Annotated in this window: 13 protein-coding genes; 8 read left to right on the top strand and 5 right to left on the bottom strand. The window is 61.0% G+C overall.

The window, feature by feature from the left end; genetic code table 11:
* Nucleotides 1-376: hypothetical protein (locus tag NG895_RS06800; RefSeq protein WP_252851718.1), on the bottom strand; the 376-nt coding region annotated here is incomplete at its 3' end.
* Nucleotides 377-500: 124 nt separating this feature from the next.
* On the opposite strand from NG895_RS06800, the gene mutY reads away from it, so the two are divergent.
* The 4 genes from mutY to NG895_RS06820 all read left to right on the top strand — a co-directional run bounded on the left by mutY (nucleotide 501) and on the right by NG895_RS06820 (nucleotide 3753).
* A complete protein-coding gene (gene mutY / locus NG895_RS06805; protein WP_252851719.1) occupies nucleotides 501-1604 on the top strand; it encodes an A/G-specific adenine glycosylase in 1104 nt (367 codons plus the stop codon).
* A 142-nt stretch (nucleotides 1605-1746) separates the two neighbouring features.
* Entirely contained in the window at nucleotides 1747-2112 is a 366-nt protein-coding gene (locus NG895_RS06810) for a nucleotide pyrophosphohydrolase (protein ID WP_252851720.1), read from the top strand.
* A gap of 5 nt (nucleotides 2113-2117) precedes the next feature.
* The gene (locus NG895_RS06815) at nucleotides 2118-3218 is read left to right on the top strand and encodes an ATP-grasp domain-containing protein (protein WP_252851721.1); all 1101 of its coding nucleotides are present in this window, start codon (nucleotides 2118-2120) and stop codon (nucleotides 3216-3218) included.
* Nucleotides 3219-3270: 52 nt separating this feature from the next.
* Nucleotides 3271-3753: a YfcE family phosphodiesterase gene (locus tag NG895_RS06820; RefSeq protein ID WP_252851722.1), complete on the top strand. Its 483-nt coding sequence runs from the start codon at nucleotides 3271-3273 to the stop codon at nucleotides 3751-3753.
* A gap of 15 nt (nucleotides 3754-3768) precedes the next feature.
* Here the strand turns inward: NG895_RS06820 and rimI are convergent, their stop codons facing one another.
* Nucleotides 3769-4287 (bottom strand): ribosomal protein S18-alanine N-acetyltransferase, encoded by a 519-nt coding sequence (rimI, locus tag NG895_RS06825; protein WP_252851723.1) that lies wholly within the window; start codon nucleotides 4285-4287, stop codon nucleotides 3769-3771.
* 367 nt (nucleotides 4288-4654) lie between these two features.
* Between rimI and NG895_RS06830 the strand changes: the two genes are divergently transcribed.
* The 4 genes from NG895_RS06830 (at nucleotide 4655) to NG895_RS06845 (ending at nucleotide 9533) form a co-directional block, all read left to right on the top strand.
* Nucleotides 4655-6511: a hypothetical protein gene (locus NG895_RS06830; RefSeq protein ID WP_252851724.1), complete on the top strand. Its 1857-nt coding sequence runs from the start codon at nucleotides 4655-4657 to the stop codon at nucleotides 6509-6511.
* Between the two features lie 12 nt (nucleotides 6512-6523).
* A complete protein-coding gene (locus NG895_RS06835) occupies nucleotides 6524-7411 on the top strand; it encodes a glycosyltransferase family 2 protein (RefSeq protein ID WP_252851725.1) in 888 nt (295 codons plus the stop codon).
* Nucleotides 7412-8046: 635 nt separating this feature from the next.
* Nucleotides 8047-8895 (top strand): RNA polymerase sigma factor SigJ, encoded by an 849-nt coding sequence (sigJ, locus tag NG895_RS06840; RefSeq protein WP_252851726.1) that lies wholly within the window; start codon nucleotides 8047-8049, stop codon nucleotides 8893-8895.
* Nucleotides 8896-9062: 167 nt separating this feature from the next.
* A complete protein-coding gene (locus NG895_RS06845) occupies nucleotides 9063-9533 on the top strand; it encodes a carboxymuconolactone decarboxylase family protein (RefSeq protein ID WP_252851727.1) in 471 nt (156 codons plus the stop codon).
* A 21-nt stretch (nucleotides 9534-9554) separates the two neighbouring features.
* On the opposite strand, the gene ahr is transcribed toward NG895_RS06845, so the two are convergent.
* The 3 genes from ahr to NG895_RS06860 all read right to left on the bottom strand — a co-directional run bounded on the left by ahr (nucleotide 9555) and on the right by NG895_RS06860 (nucleotide 16206).
* Nucleotides 9555-10559, bottom strand: coding sequence for an NADPH-dependent aldehyde reductase Ahr (ahr, locus tag NG895_RS06850; RefSeq protein WP_252851728.1), 1005 nt, complete (start codon nucleotides 10557-10559; stop codon nucleotides 9555-9557).
* A gap of 138 nt (nucleotides 10560-10697) precedes the next feature.
* A complete protein-coding gene (locus NG895_RS06855; protein WP_252851729.1) occupies nucleotides 10698-12746 on the bottom strand; it encodes a glycoside hydrolase family 97 protein in 2049 nt (682 codons plus the stop codon).
* A gap of 25 nt (nucleotides 12747-12771) precedes the next feature.
* Nucleotides 12772-16206 carry a beta strand repeat-containing protein gene (locus NG895_RS06860; RefSeq protein WP_252851730.1) on the bottom strand — a complete coding sequence of 1145 codons (3435 nt, stop codon included), beginning with the start codon at nucleotides 16204-16206 and terminating at the stop codon, nucleotides 12772-12774.
* Nucleotides 16207-16414 lie beyond the last annotated feature (208 nt).

Consider the following 16414-nt stretch of genomic DNA (forward strand, 5'->3'; position numbering starts at 1 on the left):
ATTTGCCTTCCGATTCCACGCCTTGAATCACTCGGTCTAGCCCCGCTGCCAAGCCGGCCGCAATGGTGACGGGCACGCCTCGGGCCATGTCATCCAGCAAACGTTCTATGCCAGTGAGTGGATACAGTCCACTACCAGCCGCAGGCATGGCCAACGATCCCACCAAAATGCCACCGCCGACGATCAGCAGGGTCGCCGGCCGCTGCCTGGAATTCACCAACGCCCACACCAGAACGCCCAGCGCCGCCGCCCAGGGCATCAACTCCCACGCCACGTTCGACGCCGTCTGCGGAAACGCCGCGATGAGTCCCAACACCACACACAAGAGTGTAATGCCTGTCATCATTCGACGAACGGTGAATCGGAGAGCGAGCATTGTCATATTCTAACAAGGGAGTAGCACTCCTGGACTGAGGGGCGAAATCCCGCAATTCAGGCTATGCCGCCCGTTGCCCTCGTTGCTCCTAGTCGTTTTTGCAGTAAACCTCTAAAATCTCCGCATGGCAACGGATGGCACCTTCGAACCGGAACTCACTAGTGCGTGGAAGCAGTCGTTCCGCCGCAAGCTCCTCGCGTGGTACAAGCAGCACGAGCGGGATTTGCCGTGGCGGAAGTCTCGTGATCCGTACCGGGTGTGGGTCAGCGAGGTCATGCTGCAGCAGACGCAGGTGGCCACCGTGCGGGGGTACTTCGAGCGGTTTATGGCTGCCCTACCCACCGTGCACGACCTTGCCGCGGCCGAAGAGCAGCAAGTCCTGCGGCTGTGGGAAGGGCTCGGCTACTATCGGCGGGCCCGCGGGCTGCACGCGGCGGCTAAGGTGGTGTCGAACGAACTCGGCGGCGAGTTTCCCACCTCGGTCGAAGAATTGATGAAGCTGCCCGGCATCGGCCGGTACACGGCCGGCGCCATCGTTTCGATCGCCTACGACAAGCCGGCGCCGATTCTCGAAGCCAACACCATTCGACTACTCGCACGACTAGTTGCCCTGCGCGATGACCCCACGCGGTCGGCCGGGCAAAAGCGTCTGTGGCAGGTGGCCGAGGAACTCTTGCCCCGCAAAGAGGTGTCGCGATTCAATCAGGCGTTGATGGAACTGGGCTCGCTGGTCTGCACGCCACGTACGCCGAAATGCGATGCATGTCCGGTGGAGTCGCTGTGCCACGCACGGCAGTTGGGCATCGTCGAAGAGCTGCTGCCAACCACCAAGAAGACCACCTACACGGACCTCCGCGAAGCGGCCCTCGTCGTGCGACGTAGTGGCAAGGTGCTGATTCGACAGTGTGGTCCCGAGGAACGTTGGACTGGACTGTGGGACTTCCCGCGGTTCGGTGTGGAGAGCGAGGGGCCATTGTTCGCCGCACGGGAGCTGGAATCCAAGCTGACTGAAGTAACCGGCATTCGGGCGTCGCTTGGTCCACTGCTGAAGACCATCAAGCATGGGGTCACGCGGTACCGCATTACGCTCGACTGCTACGAAGCCAAGCACCAGGGCGGACGGCTGAAATCGAGCAAAGATTCTCCCGCCGTGTGGCTCGCTCCGTCCGACTTGGGGGAGTACCCGCTGAGCACAACGGGACGGAAGATCGCCAAGCTGTTGGGGTGAGCGTGAGGGCCAATGGGTGGCCGGGGGCTTGTCGTCGGTTCCGGCGCACTCCGCCACTCGCCGCACAACTTGCACCCCAGCTTGTGATCCGCGAAAATCCGGCCTGATCTGCATCCACCTGCGTCTGTTTCGGTGAACTTCCATGCTCGACAAAAATGACCAAACGACCACTGTCGCCGACCTCAAGAAACTGGTGGACGAGTTTGTGCGTGAACGCGACTGGTCGCAGTTCCACTCGCCCAAGAACTTGGCGATGTCGCTGGCCATTGAGGCGGCCGAGTTGATGGAGCACTTTCAGTGGATCGAAGTGGCCGACTCCCGCGAGGTGGCCAATCATCCGGAAAAGCTGGCGGCCGCGGCCGAGGAGATTGCCGATGTGCTGTCGTACACCTTGGCGATTGCCAACTCGATGGGGGTCGATCTGTCGTCGACCATCCACGCCAAGATGGTGAAGAACGCCCGAAAGTACCCGGCCGAAGAGTACCAGGGTCGGCACGGGGGCGAATGACCAACATGCGGCTCGCAATTATGGGCGCCAGCGTTCGCGCCGCGGCGTTCTCCGCCCTGGAGGCCGGCTTCGAAGTGGTCGCGGCCGACCTGTTTGCCGACTGCGACCTTGCTGCCCGGTGCCCGGCGGCGAAGATGCCACCGGACCCCCACGCGTTTGTCCGCTGGCTTGCCGAGCGGGACATCGATGGATGGATGGTGACGGGCAGTTGGGAAAACTATCCCGACCAGATGGAGCGGATGGCCGAGCTGCGTCCATTGCTTGGTTGCGCGACCGATGTCATGCGCACCTGCAAACAACCCATCAGGCTGGTTTCGCTGTTCAGTGCCGGTGATGTGCGATTTCCCGAAACCCAGTTTACTCCTCCCCCGGGGTCCGGTTGGCTTGTGAAAGCGATCTCATCTGCCGGCGGACTGGGCGTCGACGACTGGTTGCCAGGCTCGCCGGTGCCGGAGAACTGCTATTGGCAGCGAAAGATCGAAGGCACACCAATCGCCGCGGCGTACGTCGCGGCGGCAGGCTGTGCGGTGCTACTCGGTGTGACCGAGCAACTCATCGACCGCCGTTGGACTCACAGCCAACCGTACCATTACGCCGGTTCGGTGGGGCCGTACACTCTCGCCAATTCCAGGCTGGCTGAGGGGGCTCTCGCCATGCAGTTGGCTCACGCGGGAGAGCTGCTTGCCAGCAAATTGGGCGTTGTCGGAGTTTTCGGAATCGACTTCGTTCTGGACGACGCCGGCGCCGCGTGGGTGGTCGACGTCAATCCGCGGTACACGGCTTCGATGGAGGTCGTGGAGCGGTTTACCGGGATGAACATCGTTGCGGCTCATGTGGCGGCTTGCACGCGCGGCGAACTGCCAGCCCACCGGCCGGAACCTGCGTGTTACGCGGGCAAAGCTTACCTGTTCGCCCGACGCGAGGTGGTGTTCCGGCGGCTACCTGAACTGCAGTTGGCCGACATCCCGCACCAGGGCGATGTCATTCCTCGGGGCAAGCCCATTTGCACGCTGATAGTCGATGCGGAAGAATATGGGGACGTTCAGCGAAGACTCCAGCAGGATGCGAAGCGTCTCGAGTCGTGGCTGTTTGCCGATGAGGTGTAGCTCGTCGGTTATACGAAGCTTGGAAATCAGCCTCTAGCCTTTGATCTCACCTATGCGACTTGGAATTGTCAGCGACTCACACGGACACACCGATCACACCCGGCCCGCCATCCGGCTGCTTGAAAGCCTGCAGGTCGATGCCGTGCTGCACTGCGGCGACATCGGATCGGGTGAGGTGGTGAAGATGTTTGCCGCCTGGCCTACGCACTTCGTGTTCGGCAATTGCGACTACGATCAATCGGGGCTGGCAAAAGCCATCGAGGACGCAGGGCAGCACTGCCACGGTCTGTTTGGCGATTTGGAGTTCGAGGGCACCCGCATCGCGCTGTTGCACAGTCACGAGCGAAACCGCTTTCAGTCGGTGCTCGACAACCCGGTTTACCGGGCGGTCTGCTACGGCCATACGCACGTTGCCGAGAAGCTTGAGCACAACGGCAAACTGGTGCTCAACCCCGGTGCGTTATACCGTGCGGCCAAGCACTCCATCGCCATCCTCGATGTTCCGCAATGCGAAGCGGAAATTATCGAGCTTTAGGCTCTTTGAGCTTTGCTATCCCGCGAGTCGCTGCGTCCAGTTGTCGGCGTAGCCTTCGTCGTCCTCGCTTTCATAGCGGTACTGCATGACGTAGGCGTCTTCAGTCGAGTCGTCGTAGAAATCACGAAGCACCGCCGTAGCGCGGAACCCGCTATCCTTGAAGAACAACTGAGCGGAGAGGTTCGTCTCGCGAACTTCCAGGGAAATACGTGTGCGGCGTTGGCTGGAGAGCTTACTAATCAGTTTATCGATCATTTGCTCACCAACGCCCAACCGGCGATACTCCGGCGCAACGGCGAAGTTCAACACGTGTAGACGCGTCTTGTGAAGCTCGTAGATCATAAAACCGATCACGCGCTCGCCGTATTCGGCGACCATGCCAATGCAATTGCGTTGGCGCAGACAACGCACGAAGTCTTCCTCGAACCAGGGAAATTCGAAGCTTCCCTTTTCGATCTGAAGAACCTCGCCCATATCGCGACGGATCATCCAGCGGATGTGAACCCGCAGCTTTTCTTTGCCATGTACTTGCATGAGGGGGGCCTCCTTCCGTGTCGGCCAGACGAGTTTTGGGTCGGTGGGAGTAAGGCCACCATCCAAGCGGCTCGTCTCCAACTGAGGGCCGCAAGTTAACAAAACCCGCTGGCGGTGCCAAGCCAGATAAACGCCACGTAAAGCCGACATGCTAGCACCCGAAAATGACGCCGCCAACCAGTTGTAACGACTTTGCGGGAAGTCGGCAAAAACGCGGCCTGGCAATTGGCGCACTTCCGTTAAACCCGGCGGCGCGTGCCGATTTTGCGAGGTATCTTTCCACGGCAGCCCATTCTGCCCGACAGAAAGCTGGTCGCAGTGGCGACCGCTCGCCGGCCCCCTCCGGCTCCTCTGACCGTTTGTACCGATGACCGACCACCCCCCAGTCGACAACCAACTCGGCGATGACAATTCCGACAACGACCGTTTCAGTGCCTTCCACCGCGAGCAACTGAGCGATCGCGATATGGGCACGGCACGGGCCGAGTACGGAATGCTGAAATGGCTGGTGGTCGTCGCCCTGGGGGTCTCCTGTGCGGTGGCCCTGGCCTTTAACCTGGCTGATCCCGATTTGTGGGGACACGTCCGCTACGGGCAGGATGCCCTTCGCGATGGCCAACTGCACCACACCGCTACTCACACCTATACGGCGGTGGATCAACCGTGGGTGAATCACGAGGTACTGGCCGAGCTTACCTATGCCACCCTGTTCGACTGGTTCGGCGACAAAGGACTGCTTGTCTTTAAGTTGCTGGTCGGCATCGCCATCCTGGCGGCCATGGCCTGGGTTGCCGCTCGCAACGGTGTCTGGGTACTCACCACGGCAGGATTCCTGCTGCTGTTGGCCAATAACCTGTCGCCATTCTTTACGGTTCGCCCGCAAATCTTCAGTTTCGCCTGCTGCACGATGATGCTGGTGGTGCTGGAGCTGGCATTTACCGGCTGGTCGCTGTGGTTGCACAATCCCAGCAACGACGGCGAAGAACCGCGCCACGATATCTGCACCTGGCGACACAGCCAGCTTGCGTGGTTGCTGCTGCTGGTGCCGATCGCCGCGGTGTGGGCCAACTCGCACGGCGCTTTTGTCGCGGGGGTTTGTATCGTGGGTGTCTACCTCCTGGGGCGATCCGTCGAAGCAATCGTTTATCGTGGTTGGCATTCCGTGCTCGAGGTGGGCGTCCTCGTGTTCATCATTGCTGCGATGTCCGCAGCCACGCTGCTCAACGCCTATGGCCTCGAGCTGCATCGCTGGTTGCTCTTGTCGCTCGGTAGCCCGCGTCCGGAGATCGCCGAATGGAACTTGCTGCAGCCGCAGCAAGTGGTGTTCTGGCCGTTTGTCATCTTGTCGATTGTCACCGTGGCGAGCCTGGCGCTGACGCATCGCCATCGCGACTGGGTCCAGTTGACCACCTTGGTGCTTGTCGCTTGCCAGGCCGTGATGCACATACGACATATTCCGTTCTTTGTGTTGCTGTGCGGATTTTGGATACCGCCACACCTGCAATCTGCATTCGTCCACCTGAAGCCCGACACCAGCCGGCTCAACATTCAACGCCTGGGACCTTGGTGGCGTTGGACCCTGGCTGCCGTGCTCGTGGGCCTGATCGGGGTACAGGGCAACACGCTCTATGGCCGGTTGGCCTCGCTGCCGGTGTATCGCTCGATGTATCCGGTCGATGCCGTGCAGTGGATGACCTTCAAGGACCTTCACGGCCGAATGGTCGTGACGTACGACTGGGCGCAGTACGCCATTGCCGCGCTCGGCCCTGAGACCACGGTCGCCTTCGACGGACGGTTCCGCACTTGCTACCCGCAGGAAGTCGTCGACAAATCGTTCGACTTCCAGGTGGGCGAGAACGATGGTCGCCGCTACCGCCGTGACGATGCTGGCCCCATGAATCCAACCGCCATCCTCGAACTCGGCGATCCGGAGCTCGTGCTCATCGACCGTCGCTACGAGCATTCCGTGCGGGTGATGCAGGATCAAGCCGCCAGCGCCGATCCCCAGTGGACGCTCATCTACCAGGATGGGCTTGCCCAACTGTGGGGCCGGGCAGTCATCTTCGACGATACCAACAGCCATCGCTACCTCGCGCCCAGCGAGCGATTGATCACGGACAAGGTGCACCATAGCGCCTTGGTCTGGCCGGCACTTCCCGTCCCGTCGACCTCGAGCCACCTGGCCGAGCGCGACGCCCCTCCGCTTCCTTCCGAAAACCTGTAACAGCCCATCGCCATGGTCGACCAACAGCAACAGCTCGAACAACCAATCGTCACGTCCGCTACCGGAGAGGCTGCCAGCGACAAGGTGCGCCAGCAGCAAACTCCCGAGAGTACCCAACGAATGCTCTCGACGCTCGACGCAGCCGAGGCCGGTCTCGCGGCGCTCGAGCTTGATCACCCCGAGGGGGTGAAGACCGAGCCTCTTCGTCGCACCAAGCTCGCCGTCAGTGTGGTGATACCTGTTTACAACGAGCTGCAAACTATCCGCCAGATCGCCGAGCGGGTGCGCGCTACCGGCTACGTTACCGAAGTATTGATCGTCGACGACTGCAGCACCGATGGCACCCGGGACGAGCTCCTCGAACTGGAGAAGCTCGAGGGCGTGCGGGTCTTCATGCATGGTTACAACAAGGGTAAGGGTGCCGCAATTCATACCGCGCTCGCACACATCACGGGCGACGTTGTCCTCGTTCAGGACGCCGACCTGGAATACAACCCAACTGACTACGGCCGTCTGCTTGCCCCCATCGAGGCTGGCGAGGCGGACGTCGTGTACGGTTCGCGCTACCTCGGCGATGCCAAGCAGGATCCTTCGTGGCTGCACCGCCTGGGCAATGCCGCGATTACGCGACTTTCCAACCTGGCGACCGGCCTGCGGCTCACCGACATGGAATCTGGCTACAAGGTGTTCCGCCGAGCCGCGATCCGCGAAATGGTGCTCCGCGAAAAGCGTTTCGGCTTCGAGCCGGAACTCACCGCGAAACTCGCCCGCCGCAAGTGCCGCATCTGCGAAGTCCCCATCTCCTACAACTACCGTGGCTACGACGCCGGCAAAAAAATCCAATTCCGCGATGCTGTGCGAGCTCTGTATTGCATCCCCCGCTACCGCTGGTGGGACTAAACCACCGGCAGTTCCCACCCGTCGCCCCCCTGGCCTGACGGGGGAACTTCGCGCGAGTTTTGGGACAACTTCCACCACTTACATTCATGGGCCCAAAACCTCCGGCGTTTTGGTCCCCCCCAAGTGGTGAAACCCCTTGTTTTACAGGCCCGGTCAACTACCGGGTGCGACAAAACCCCGGAGTTGTTCCCCAGCGTTGTTCCCCAAGCCTGGCCCAAGACTAAACCTGGCCCAAAACTCTGGGAGGGCTCCGGCGCACGTCACTCCTCGCCCGGCATTCGGCTAGCCTCATTGGCTCAGCTGGCGTGCATTCCATTGGCCCATTTCTGTGTGCAGCCCCCGCCGTACCTCCATTGGATCGCGCCACCGCGTGAGATCAACGGCGAAGTTTTTACACCTGGGGTTTTGTGGGTTTGGTCCCCTTGGCCTTTCCCCGGTGGTCCAGCCAGGATTCCTCGACCCGCTGGTCAAATGTGCCTTCCATCTTGCGAGTTCCGCGGCTCGTCTGTCACAAATCGGCTCGTTCGTGCGTCCTTGTAGTTGAGCCGGGCGGTGGCTGCGTGGTTTGCAGCGGTGAATGCGGCTTGCCGATGGTAGAATCGAGTCCGGGCCACGGAGGCGAGGAGGTGTTTGACATGGTGGACAGCATAAACGAGTTGCGGCCGCGGCTGATGTCGGTGGCCTATCGCATGCTGGGTAGCGTGACCGATGCCGAAGATGCGGTGCAGGATGCATTCCTGCGATTGCAGGCCGCCGAGAGGGTGACCTCGCCCGAAGGGTTTTTGATTCGCACGACCACGCGTCGCTGCATCGACCAATTGCGTGCCACCAAACGCCGCAAGACGTATGTCGGCCCATGGGTGCCGGAGCCGATCGATACTACCGGTGGCATGCCAAACCGCGAGTTGGCGGACTCGCTGAGCCAGGGATTCCTGCTGATGCTCGAGCGGCTTTCGCCCCACGAGCGAGCTGCTTTTCTGTTGCGAGTGGTGTTCGACTACGAGTACGCGGAGATCGGCGAGATCCTCGACAAGTCGGAAGTACACGTCCGGCAAATTGTCAGCCGTGCTAGATCGCGATTGAAGCAGGATCGGCCACGATTCGACGCCCCGCCCGAACAGGCGGAGCGAATTGCCGAGAGGTTCGTGGCGGCTTGCCGGTCGGGCGACATCCAACAAGTCGAAGCGCTGTTTGCCGACGACGTGGAGGTGCTCTCCGATGGCGGTGGCAAGGTTGCCGCGGCGCGGGTCGCGATTCGCGGCCGCAGTCGTGCCGCCCGCTTTCTGGTGGGCGTATTCAGCAAGAAACGTCGCGACTGCACCATTCGGCCGGTCATGGTCAATGGATCGCCAGGGTTGGTGCTGCAGTCCGAGGGCGCAGTGGTGCAGGTGGTATCACTCCGTGTCGACAAGGATATCCGCGGAGTCTACATGACGCTCAATCCCGATAAGCTGGCCCACTGGTCCGCGGCGCACATCGACTAGCCGCTAGTGTGTGCGTGAGCCGGCGATTTCTTTTCGTCACTCTGTCACAAAACCGGTCGCCCATTCGTCCTCTAAGTAGTGCGGCAGAGAAGACAACTGCACTACGAACGGTTCCTACCTTCGGGCAGGTTCGATAGACCATTTAACACCACCTTCGGGAGACGATCATGGCAACCATCGCTGCAACACACAACCTGGCCGCCGACGCCTATCGGGCAATGCTCGGCGTAGAAAAGTACCTGGCGCAGTGCAGCATCGAACCTGCAATTCGCGAGCTAGTGAAGCTTCACGTCTCGCAGATCAATGGCTGCGCGTACTGCATCGACATGCACTGGAAAGATGCCCGGGCTGGCGACGAAACCGAACAGCGGCTTTACAGCCTGCCCGCCTGGCGAGAAACACCGTATTACTCTCAGCGGGAACGCACCGCGCTGCTGGTGGCGGAGGAACTGACCAAGGTAGCCCATCACCCGTTGCCAGCAGAGGTTCTGGAACAAGCCAAAGCGGAGTTCAGCGACCAGGAGCTTCTTGACTTGGCCTGGGTCGTGGCAGCCATCAACGCCTGGAATCGCGTGAACATTGCCGTATCGATGGAGCCAGGTGGCTATCAGCCCGCCAGGCAGGCTTTATCGGCGTAGCGACTGTCGCCGCCACCTGCCCTACCAATCGGCCTCGAGCACCACTCGGTACCGTGCCTTGCCGTCGGCCAGGTGTTGCATGGCGTCGTTGATCTTGCTCATGGGGAAAGTCTCGATGAGCGGCTTGATCTCGTGCCGGGCGCAGAACTCGAGCATCTCCTTGGCCCGCACGATGCTGCCGGTGGGCGAGGCGCCGATCGATTTCTGACCCATTAGTAGAGGAAACACCTTTGCTTCCACCTTAGGTGCGGCGCCCACCACGTGGAGCTTGCCGCCAGGACGCAGCGTGTTGACATAGGCATCCCAGTCGAGCGGTGCGTTTACCGTGTCGAGCACCATGTCGAACTTGCCGGCTACCGACTGCAGGGCGTCGCTATCGCGTGTGCTGAGGAAGTGGTGAGCACCCATCTTGCGGGCCTCTTCCTCTTTGTCGGGCGAGGTACTGAAGGCGGTTACCTCGCACCCCCAGGCGTTGGCAAACTGCAAAGCCATGTGCCCCAGTCCGCCGATGCCAATGACGGCCACGCGCCCTGTGGGGGAAATGTGATTTTCGGCCAGGGGGTTAAACACGGTGAGGCCGCCGCAGAACAAGGGGCCGCAATCGACCGAGTCGACCCCCTCGGGAATCGGTATCGTCCAGGCGGCCTGCGCCCGAACGCGATCGGCAAACCCACCATGGCGGCCGACGATGGTTCCTTCGACACTCGGGCAGCGGTTCTGGTAGCCGCTTTGGCACTGGTCGCATCGCATGCAGGAAGCGGATGTCCAACCAACGCCGACCCGCTGCCCCACTTCGAGTCCTTCCACCCCTTCGCCCAGGGCGACGACCCGCCCTGCCACCTCGTGGCCACCAACGAATGGATACTTGGTCATCCACCATTCGTTACGCTTCATGCTCAAGTCGCTGTGGCAAACGCCGCAGTACTCGACGGCCACTTCCACTTCGTCGTAGCCCAGGGGGCCGGGGTCGAACTCGATGACATCGAAATCACCCTTCGCGGAACTGGCGGCATAAGCCTTGAACATGGTTGGCCTCCTCTGCGGGGAACGTTTGCGTAACACCGGCAGTATAGTGGCTTGCGCGGCCTTGGCAAAGTTCGGGCCAACCAGCGGGCCAACAGGCAACCATCACTAAGGACGGTGCCCCATTGGGTCAGACGGATGTCACTCTTGTTCGGCTGTCTTGGGCGTGATCTTGGCGACAAAGCCACCGCCGCGTGGCATGGCAATCGGCAGCGAGTCGGTCGAGTCAACAACCTGCTCCGACTCCTGCAACGAGGTTAGACCGCTGGCCGAATCGTCGAGGTAGAGTTTCGCAACGTGGCTGTCGCCAGCGAGAAACTCGAGCGGCAACGTAAGGCTGCACGCTTTGTCGCCGGTCATCCCCCCCAAGTACCAATCGTCGCCGCTTCGTCGCGCGATCACCAGGCACTTGTCCACTTCGGCGTGAAGCACTCGCGTTTCGTCCCAGGTCGTGGGCACCTTGGCGAGGAAATCGAACCCTGCCTGGCCATGATACGCTTCTGGATAGTCGACCAGCATGGGAAGGTGATTCTGGTAAACCACGTACATCGCCAATTGATGGCCGCGCGTGCCTTGCACGGTTGGCATCCGGTTGTTCGGCCGATGTTGCTCTGGCATGACATTCCGCATTCCGCCCTGATGGTAGTCGAGCGGTCCGGCCAGCATGCGAATAAAGGCGATCTGCAAGTTGTGTGTCGGCGGAGTGCCGACTTCCGACCATTTGTTGTACTCTTGATTGAGCGCCGCCTCGTAGCTCAGTACGTTCGGCCAGGTTCGCTCCATGCCGGTCGGCTTGTAGGCGCCATGCCAGGTAACGGTCAAATGGTGCTGGGCGGCCTTCTCGGCCACCTCGTGGTACCAGCGGACCATCTCTTGATCGTCGCGGTCCATGAAATCGATCATCACACCTTCGATGCCCCATTTTTCGTAAGCCTCGAAGGCCTTATCCAACTGTGGCTGGAGGGCTTTCCAATGCACCCATAGCCGCAACTTCACGCCTTTTTCCGCGGCGTATCGCAATACCTCTGGCAGGTCGAGACCGTCGACGGCCGTGGTCACGTCGGTTGGCCCGATGGGTGCAATGGGGCCGCCATACCAGGTGACGTCGAGACCATCGAGCGTGTGATAGGGCAGGCCGTGCTCGGCGCAGAAGTCGATGTAGTGCTTCATCGTCGCGGTGTTGACCCCCGGCTCGAAGTCGACATCTTCCAGCGTGTAGTGGTTCCACCAGGTGAACGTTGTCGCGCCCGGTTGGATCCAACTGGTGTCCGCAATCTTCGAGGGGCTGCTGAGATGGAACACGATATCCGACTCGATCAATGGGCCCACGTCGCTGGCCACCATCAGCACCCGCCATGGCGAGGCAAACGGAGCCTGGCCGATCACCTTGGCGCCATCGTCACGGCCCGGCAGCGGCGAGAGCTTGGCCACGAAACGCCCCGGAGAATCTTGGTCTGCCGCCACGTACATGCCCGCGTAGTCGGTCAGGTCGGCCTCGGTCAAGGCGACCCACTCGGTTTCCCCAGCGGTGGTATCCTCTACCAGCATCGGCACACCAAAGAGCTTCTTCGGATCGACTTCCGTCACCCCTTGCGTCAGATAGTACGCCTCGTAGGGAGTCGTGTACCCCTTGAGTGGCAACAAGTGTGCGCGGGCCGCGGGGCGAAACTGAAAAGTCGTGAGTTCATCGAGCAACACCACATCGCTGAGCGACGGTTGCTGTGGAATGCGATAGCGAAAGGCCACCCCATCGTCGAACGCCCGCAGTTCGATTTCCAGCTCTCGGTGCGGATCGGACTGCTCGCGGAGCGCGACCACCAGTTCCTCGTGACGATCGCGGGCGGAGGAATTCTTGCCCACCGGGATCTGATACTCACGATCGCGGCTCGTGCATTTCGTGCCAGTGACTTCGAGCCCTGCCGCCAGCGTGCCGCTTTCGGCCAGCTCGAGGCCCAGCGTTGTCTGCACCAACTCGGCATCGCCCTTGGTGACAATCAGCTTGGGCCGAGCCTGCTCGTCCAACTCGAACGTCACCTGCAACTGGCCGTTCGGACTGGTCAGCGTCAGTGGCTCGGTGTCCTCGGCGCAGGCAGGCAAACCCGCCATCAGCTGCAGGCACCATACAAGCAGCCACCGTCGAACGTCTACCGTCGTGATGTTGCGCATCATTTCCCCGCAAGGCTTGAGCATGTCACGACAATGGACCGTGACGCAGTTATCGAATTTTACCGCTAGCCAAGACGCCCAACCCCGCCAGCAACAGCAGCAGGGCACTGGGTTCGGGCACCGCACCGTCGTGGACGGCCGGTGTCGGCGTGCTGGCGCCGAAGTTCGACTTCCAGGTGGCGTACTGGGCCGAACCAATTGCGCCGCCGTCGATATCGTTCACCAGCGTGCCCGCCGCAGCGCCCAGGTGGTTGCGCCACACAGTGTAGTCGGCCAGGTCCACCACGCCATCGGCGTTGTAATCGCCCGCCAGGCCGGCGAAATCGGTGACCTCCAGCATACCGGTCCCGGTGATCTGGGACCACTCGAAGTCGGCACCCGAACCAATGGCGCCGTGCGTTCCGATAGCTCGAGAGAAACCTGCGAGCCAGAACTCGTCGACGGTGTCGACCAGACCATGAGTCAGGTCGAGCGTGGCGCTGGCGTCGAGTACCACGTCGGAATTATCGGCAAGAAAATCCTCAGCGAGGCTTAGCGTACCTCCTTCGATGATGGTCTCTCCCGTGTAAGTGTTCACGCCGGTGAGGGTGAGGTTGCCGGCGCCGGCTTTCTTCAGCGAACCGCGGCCGCCGGCGACGTCCTGGATCAGGCCTTCGAATGTGGAATCGCTATCGCCCGTGCCGACGACGAGCGCGGCGTCGCCCGCCGGGTCGCTGATGCTGATTGTCGCCACGACCCCGTCACCCTGGGTGAGCTCATCCGTCTGGAAGGTTCCCCCATCTACGGTGATGGAACTAAGCGAGGTCCAGAACTTGGTGCGGTTGCCAACTTGCACTGTGGCGTTGTCTACTACCATCAGTGTGCCTGTACCGCCAAGCTGGTTTGAGCCAGTGCCGCCCAGGAGAAAATTGTTCACGACAGTCAGTAGGCTGTTGGTACCTGTCACAGAGGCCGTACCAACGGCATCCGTAAGGGGCCCAAGTACCACCCGCTTTGCTGACGCTACGGCGCCGGATTGAACCTCAAGGTCCCCATTGCCCTCGAAGCCGACGATCAGGTCGCCCGTCAGATCGAGCGATGCTTCGCTTTCGACTACGACGGAACCAGTGGACCCTACGGGTTCCGATGCTCGCAGATCGATTCCCGATAGCGAAGTGCCAGTGCCAGATACTCTTATCTCTCCATTCGTGGCGTAGGCATAGCTGCCGTCAGCCATCCGCACGTCGGCGCCATTTTGGAAGGTGACATTGCCCGAGCGAGCAAGCAACGCACCGGTGGTGGTTGAGAAATCGCTGCTGGTCAGATCGATCCGAGCACCATCCACGACAATGTTCCCATTCTCGTCCTGCGATCGAAGTGTCCCAATGCTCGAAGGTGTGGCTTCTGTACCGCCAGTGAGGGTAAGCGTACCTTCACCCTGGTGCCGAAGCCTCGAGTCGCTGGTTCCTGTGATCACGCCAGAGTAGGTGGTGTTGGCGTTGTTCAGCCCCGTATCGACAGTCTGCGCGCCGATCTCCAGGTCGCCCGAACCGGCGAGTCCACCCAGCTTCGCGTCCAGTCCGTTGATGTCGAGGCCGTTGTCGACGTTGATTACGACGGTCGAGTTTTGCAAGGCGTCGATGTTGTCCAGGACAAGCGTTCCGTTGTTGATTAGCGTGTCGCCGCTGTAGGTATTGGCTCCAGCCAGGGTGAGTGTCCCAGTTCCTTCCTTGGTGAGATCGCCCGTGCCGGTGATCGCTTGCGAGATGGTGGTGGAGTTCGACTTGGTGCGGATGGTCCCGCCTCCACTGTTTAGCGTGATCGTTCGAGTGGCGCTCAGGTCGAAAGATGTCTCGAAGCGCAAGTCGCCGCCGTCGAACGTGAGCGGACCGGAAGTGTCGCCCAGGTTGGTGTCGGCGCCGGCGGCGACGATGCCCCCTTCGAACACCACGCCGCCGCTGAAGGTGTTGTCGTCGGTGAGGGTGAGCGTGCCCGTGCCGACTTTCTTGAGCGAACCGGCTCCGCCGGAGGCGTCCTGGATCAGGCCGTCGAAGGTCGAATCGCCATCGCCCAGGCCGATGGTCAGCGCGGCCCCGGCTGCAGGATCGGAAATGCTGATCGTGCTGGCGACGCCGGTGTCGTTGGAGAGCGTTCTTGTTTCGAATGTCGCCCCGTCGACCACCAGGCTGCTGGCCGATGTCCAGAAGAACGTATCTCCTGCTATGGCGACCGTTGCGTCGCTTTCGACAGTGACCTCTCCCGTCCCCCCTGGTGCGTTGGCAATGCCTCCCAGGTAGAGATTTTCGGCGGTGAGCGAACTGTTGCTGCCAGAAACCGACACAATGCCACTTGCCCCGGCGATCCTGGCAAGCAGGAGGGAATTTGCAATTTGGACGGTGCCACCGGTCTGGACCATCAATGTATTGGTCCCCGCAATGCTCGTTTCCAGTGTCAACCCATTATTGCTGAGTAGCGTGGCGTTGTTCTCGACCTGGATCAGGGCGGGACTGCCAGGTAAGCCGGATGTTTGCACGTAATCGCTTTCCAGGCGGGTGTCGGATCCCGTGATTGTCAACGTAGTGTCTTGAACATAAGTGTAGCCAGTCGTCACCCGAACATCGGCCCCATTTTGGAGCGTTACCGGCTCATCATTCACGGTCAGTGCACTGACAACGCTCGAGGCAACGGAACTGGTCAAGTCAATACGAGCACCGTCGACAACGATCTGTCCATTTTGAGAGCGGAGCGAGCCGAAGCTCGAAGGGGTGGTGTCCGTGCCCCCGGTCAACGTGAGCGTCCCGGTGCCAGCTTGGCGGAGGACCGAATCACTGGTACCTGTAATCCCCCCTGCGTAGGTAGTGCTGGCGTTGTTGAGTCCGACGCGCACATTCTGCGAGCCAAGATCGATAGCACCTGCGCCTGCCAGTGCGCCGAGTCGGGCATCCAGACCGTTGATATCGAGCCCGTTGTCCACACCGATGATAACCGTCGAACTCGCCAGTGCCTCCGCATCGGCGATCGCGATTTGGCCGGCTAGAATTTGCGTTGTTTCGGGATACGAGTTGGCGGCGGAGAGCGTCAAAACGCCACCGCCCACCTTATTGATTCCACCAGCGCCACTAATGGCGCCCGAGACTTCCAGCGGCGCAGCGGCGGCAATGTTCCAGGGTGCGACAGCAGGCAAAATCACATTGCTGGCGATGGTGTGCGTGCCGGCGATCGTTTCCGCAGTCTGCACGGGACCGTTGATGGTGAGCGTGTGGTTATTCAGCGAAAACGGTACGGCAGCACCGAACGTCAGCACTCCCACCGTCCGGTTCGCGCCCAGATCGACGTCGGTATTGTTTGCCGCACCGAAAGTAACCGACGAGCCGGGGGGAACCGGGACTGCCGGCGACCAATTATTGGGGTTACCCCATTGGTTGTTAACGGCACCGGTCCAGGTGAATTGTGCCGCGACGGGCGTGGAACAAACCAATGCTCCCAGCAGCATCGCAGCGGCCATCGTTTGGGAAGCACGTAGAGAAACCGAAACACCAACCAACCATCGACCGCGCATTCTGAACTCCGCCAAGTGAGACACCCCCCGATGAAGGGGTGATTGTAGCATGCGGAAAGAGCGAGTTCAGCTCAAAAATCGGTGCGACAGCTGGCAATTGATTGCCGAGGTATTCAGCCCTACATTTTGCCGTGAATGCGTGGTAGTGAAGGTG

It is taken from the genome of Aeoliella straminimaris (assembly GCF_024054565.1).
GTDB lineage: Bacteria > Planctomycetota > Planctomycetia > Pirellulales > Lacipirellulaceae > Aeoliella > Aeoliella straminimaris.

Excerpts from the sequence above, each read along its gene's own strand:
- NG895_RS06830 (WP_252851724.1), top strand. The coding sequence starts at position 4,655 with ATGACCGACCACCCCCCAGTCGACAACCAACTCGGCGATGACAATTCC.
- NG895_RS06845 (WP_252851727.1), top strand. The coding sequence starts at position 9,063 with ATGGCAACCATCGCTGCAACACACAACCTGGCCGCCGACGCCTATCGG.
- ahr (WP_252851728.1), bottom strand. The coding sequence starts at position 10,559 with ATGTTCAAGGCTTATGCCGCCAGTTCCGCGAAGGGTGATTTCGATGTC.
- NG895_RS06820 (WP_252851722.1), top strand. The coding sequence starts at position 3,271 with ATGCGACTTGGAATTGTCAGCGACTCACACGGACACACCGATCACACC.
- rimI (WP_252851723.1), bottom strand. The coding sequence starts at position 4,287 with ATGCAAGTACATGGCAAAGAAAAGCTGCGGGTTCACATCCGCTGGATG.
- NG895_RS06815 (WP_252851721.1), top strand. The coding sequence starts at position 2,118 with ATGCGGCTCGCAATTATGGGCGCCAGCGTTCGCGCCGCGGCGTTCTCC.
- NG895_RS06810 (WP_252851720.1), top strand. The coding sequence starts at position 1,747 with ATGCTCGACAAAAATGACCAAACGACCACTGTCGCCGACCTCAAGAAA.
- sigJ (WP_252851726.1), top strand. The coding sequence starts at position 8,047 with ATGGTGGACAGCATAAACGAGTTGCGGCCGCGGCTGATGTCGGTGGCC.
- NG895_RS06835 (WP_252851725.1), top strand. The coding sequence starts at position 6,524 with ATGGTCGACCAACAGCAACAGCTCGAACAACCAATCGTCACGTCCGCT.
- NG895_RS06860 (WP_252851730.1), bottom strand. The coding sequence starts at position 16,206 with ATGGCCGCTGCGATGCTGCTGGGAGCATTGGTTTGTTCCACGCCCGTC.
- NG895_RS06855 (WP_252851729.1), bottom strand. The coding sequence starts at position 12,746 with ATGCTCAAGCCTTGCGGGGAAATGATGCGCAACATCACGACGGTAGAC.
- mutY (WP_252851719.1), top strand. The coding sequence starts at position 501 with ATGGCAACGGATGGCACCTTCGAACCGGAACTCACTAGTGCGTGGAAG.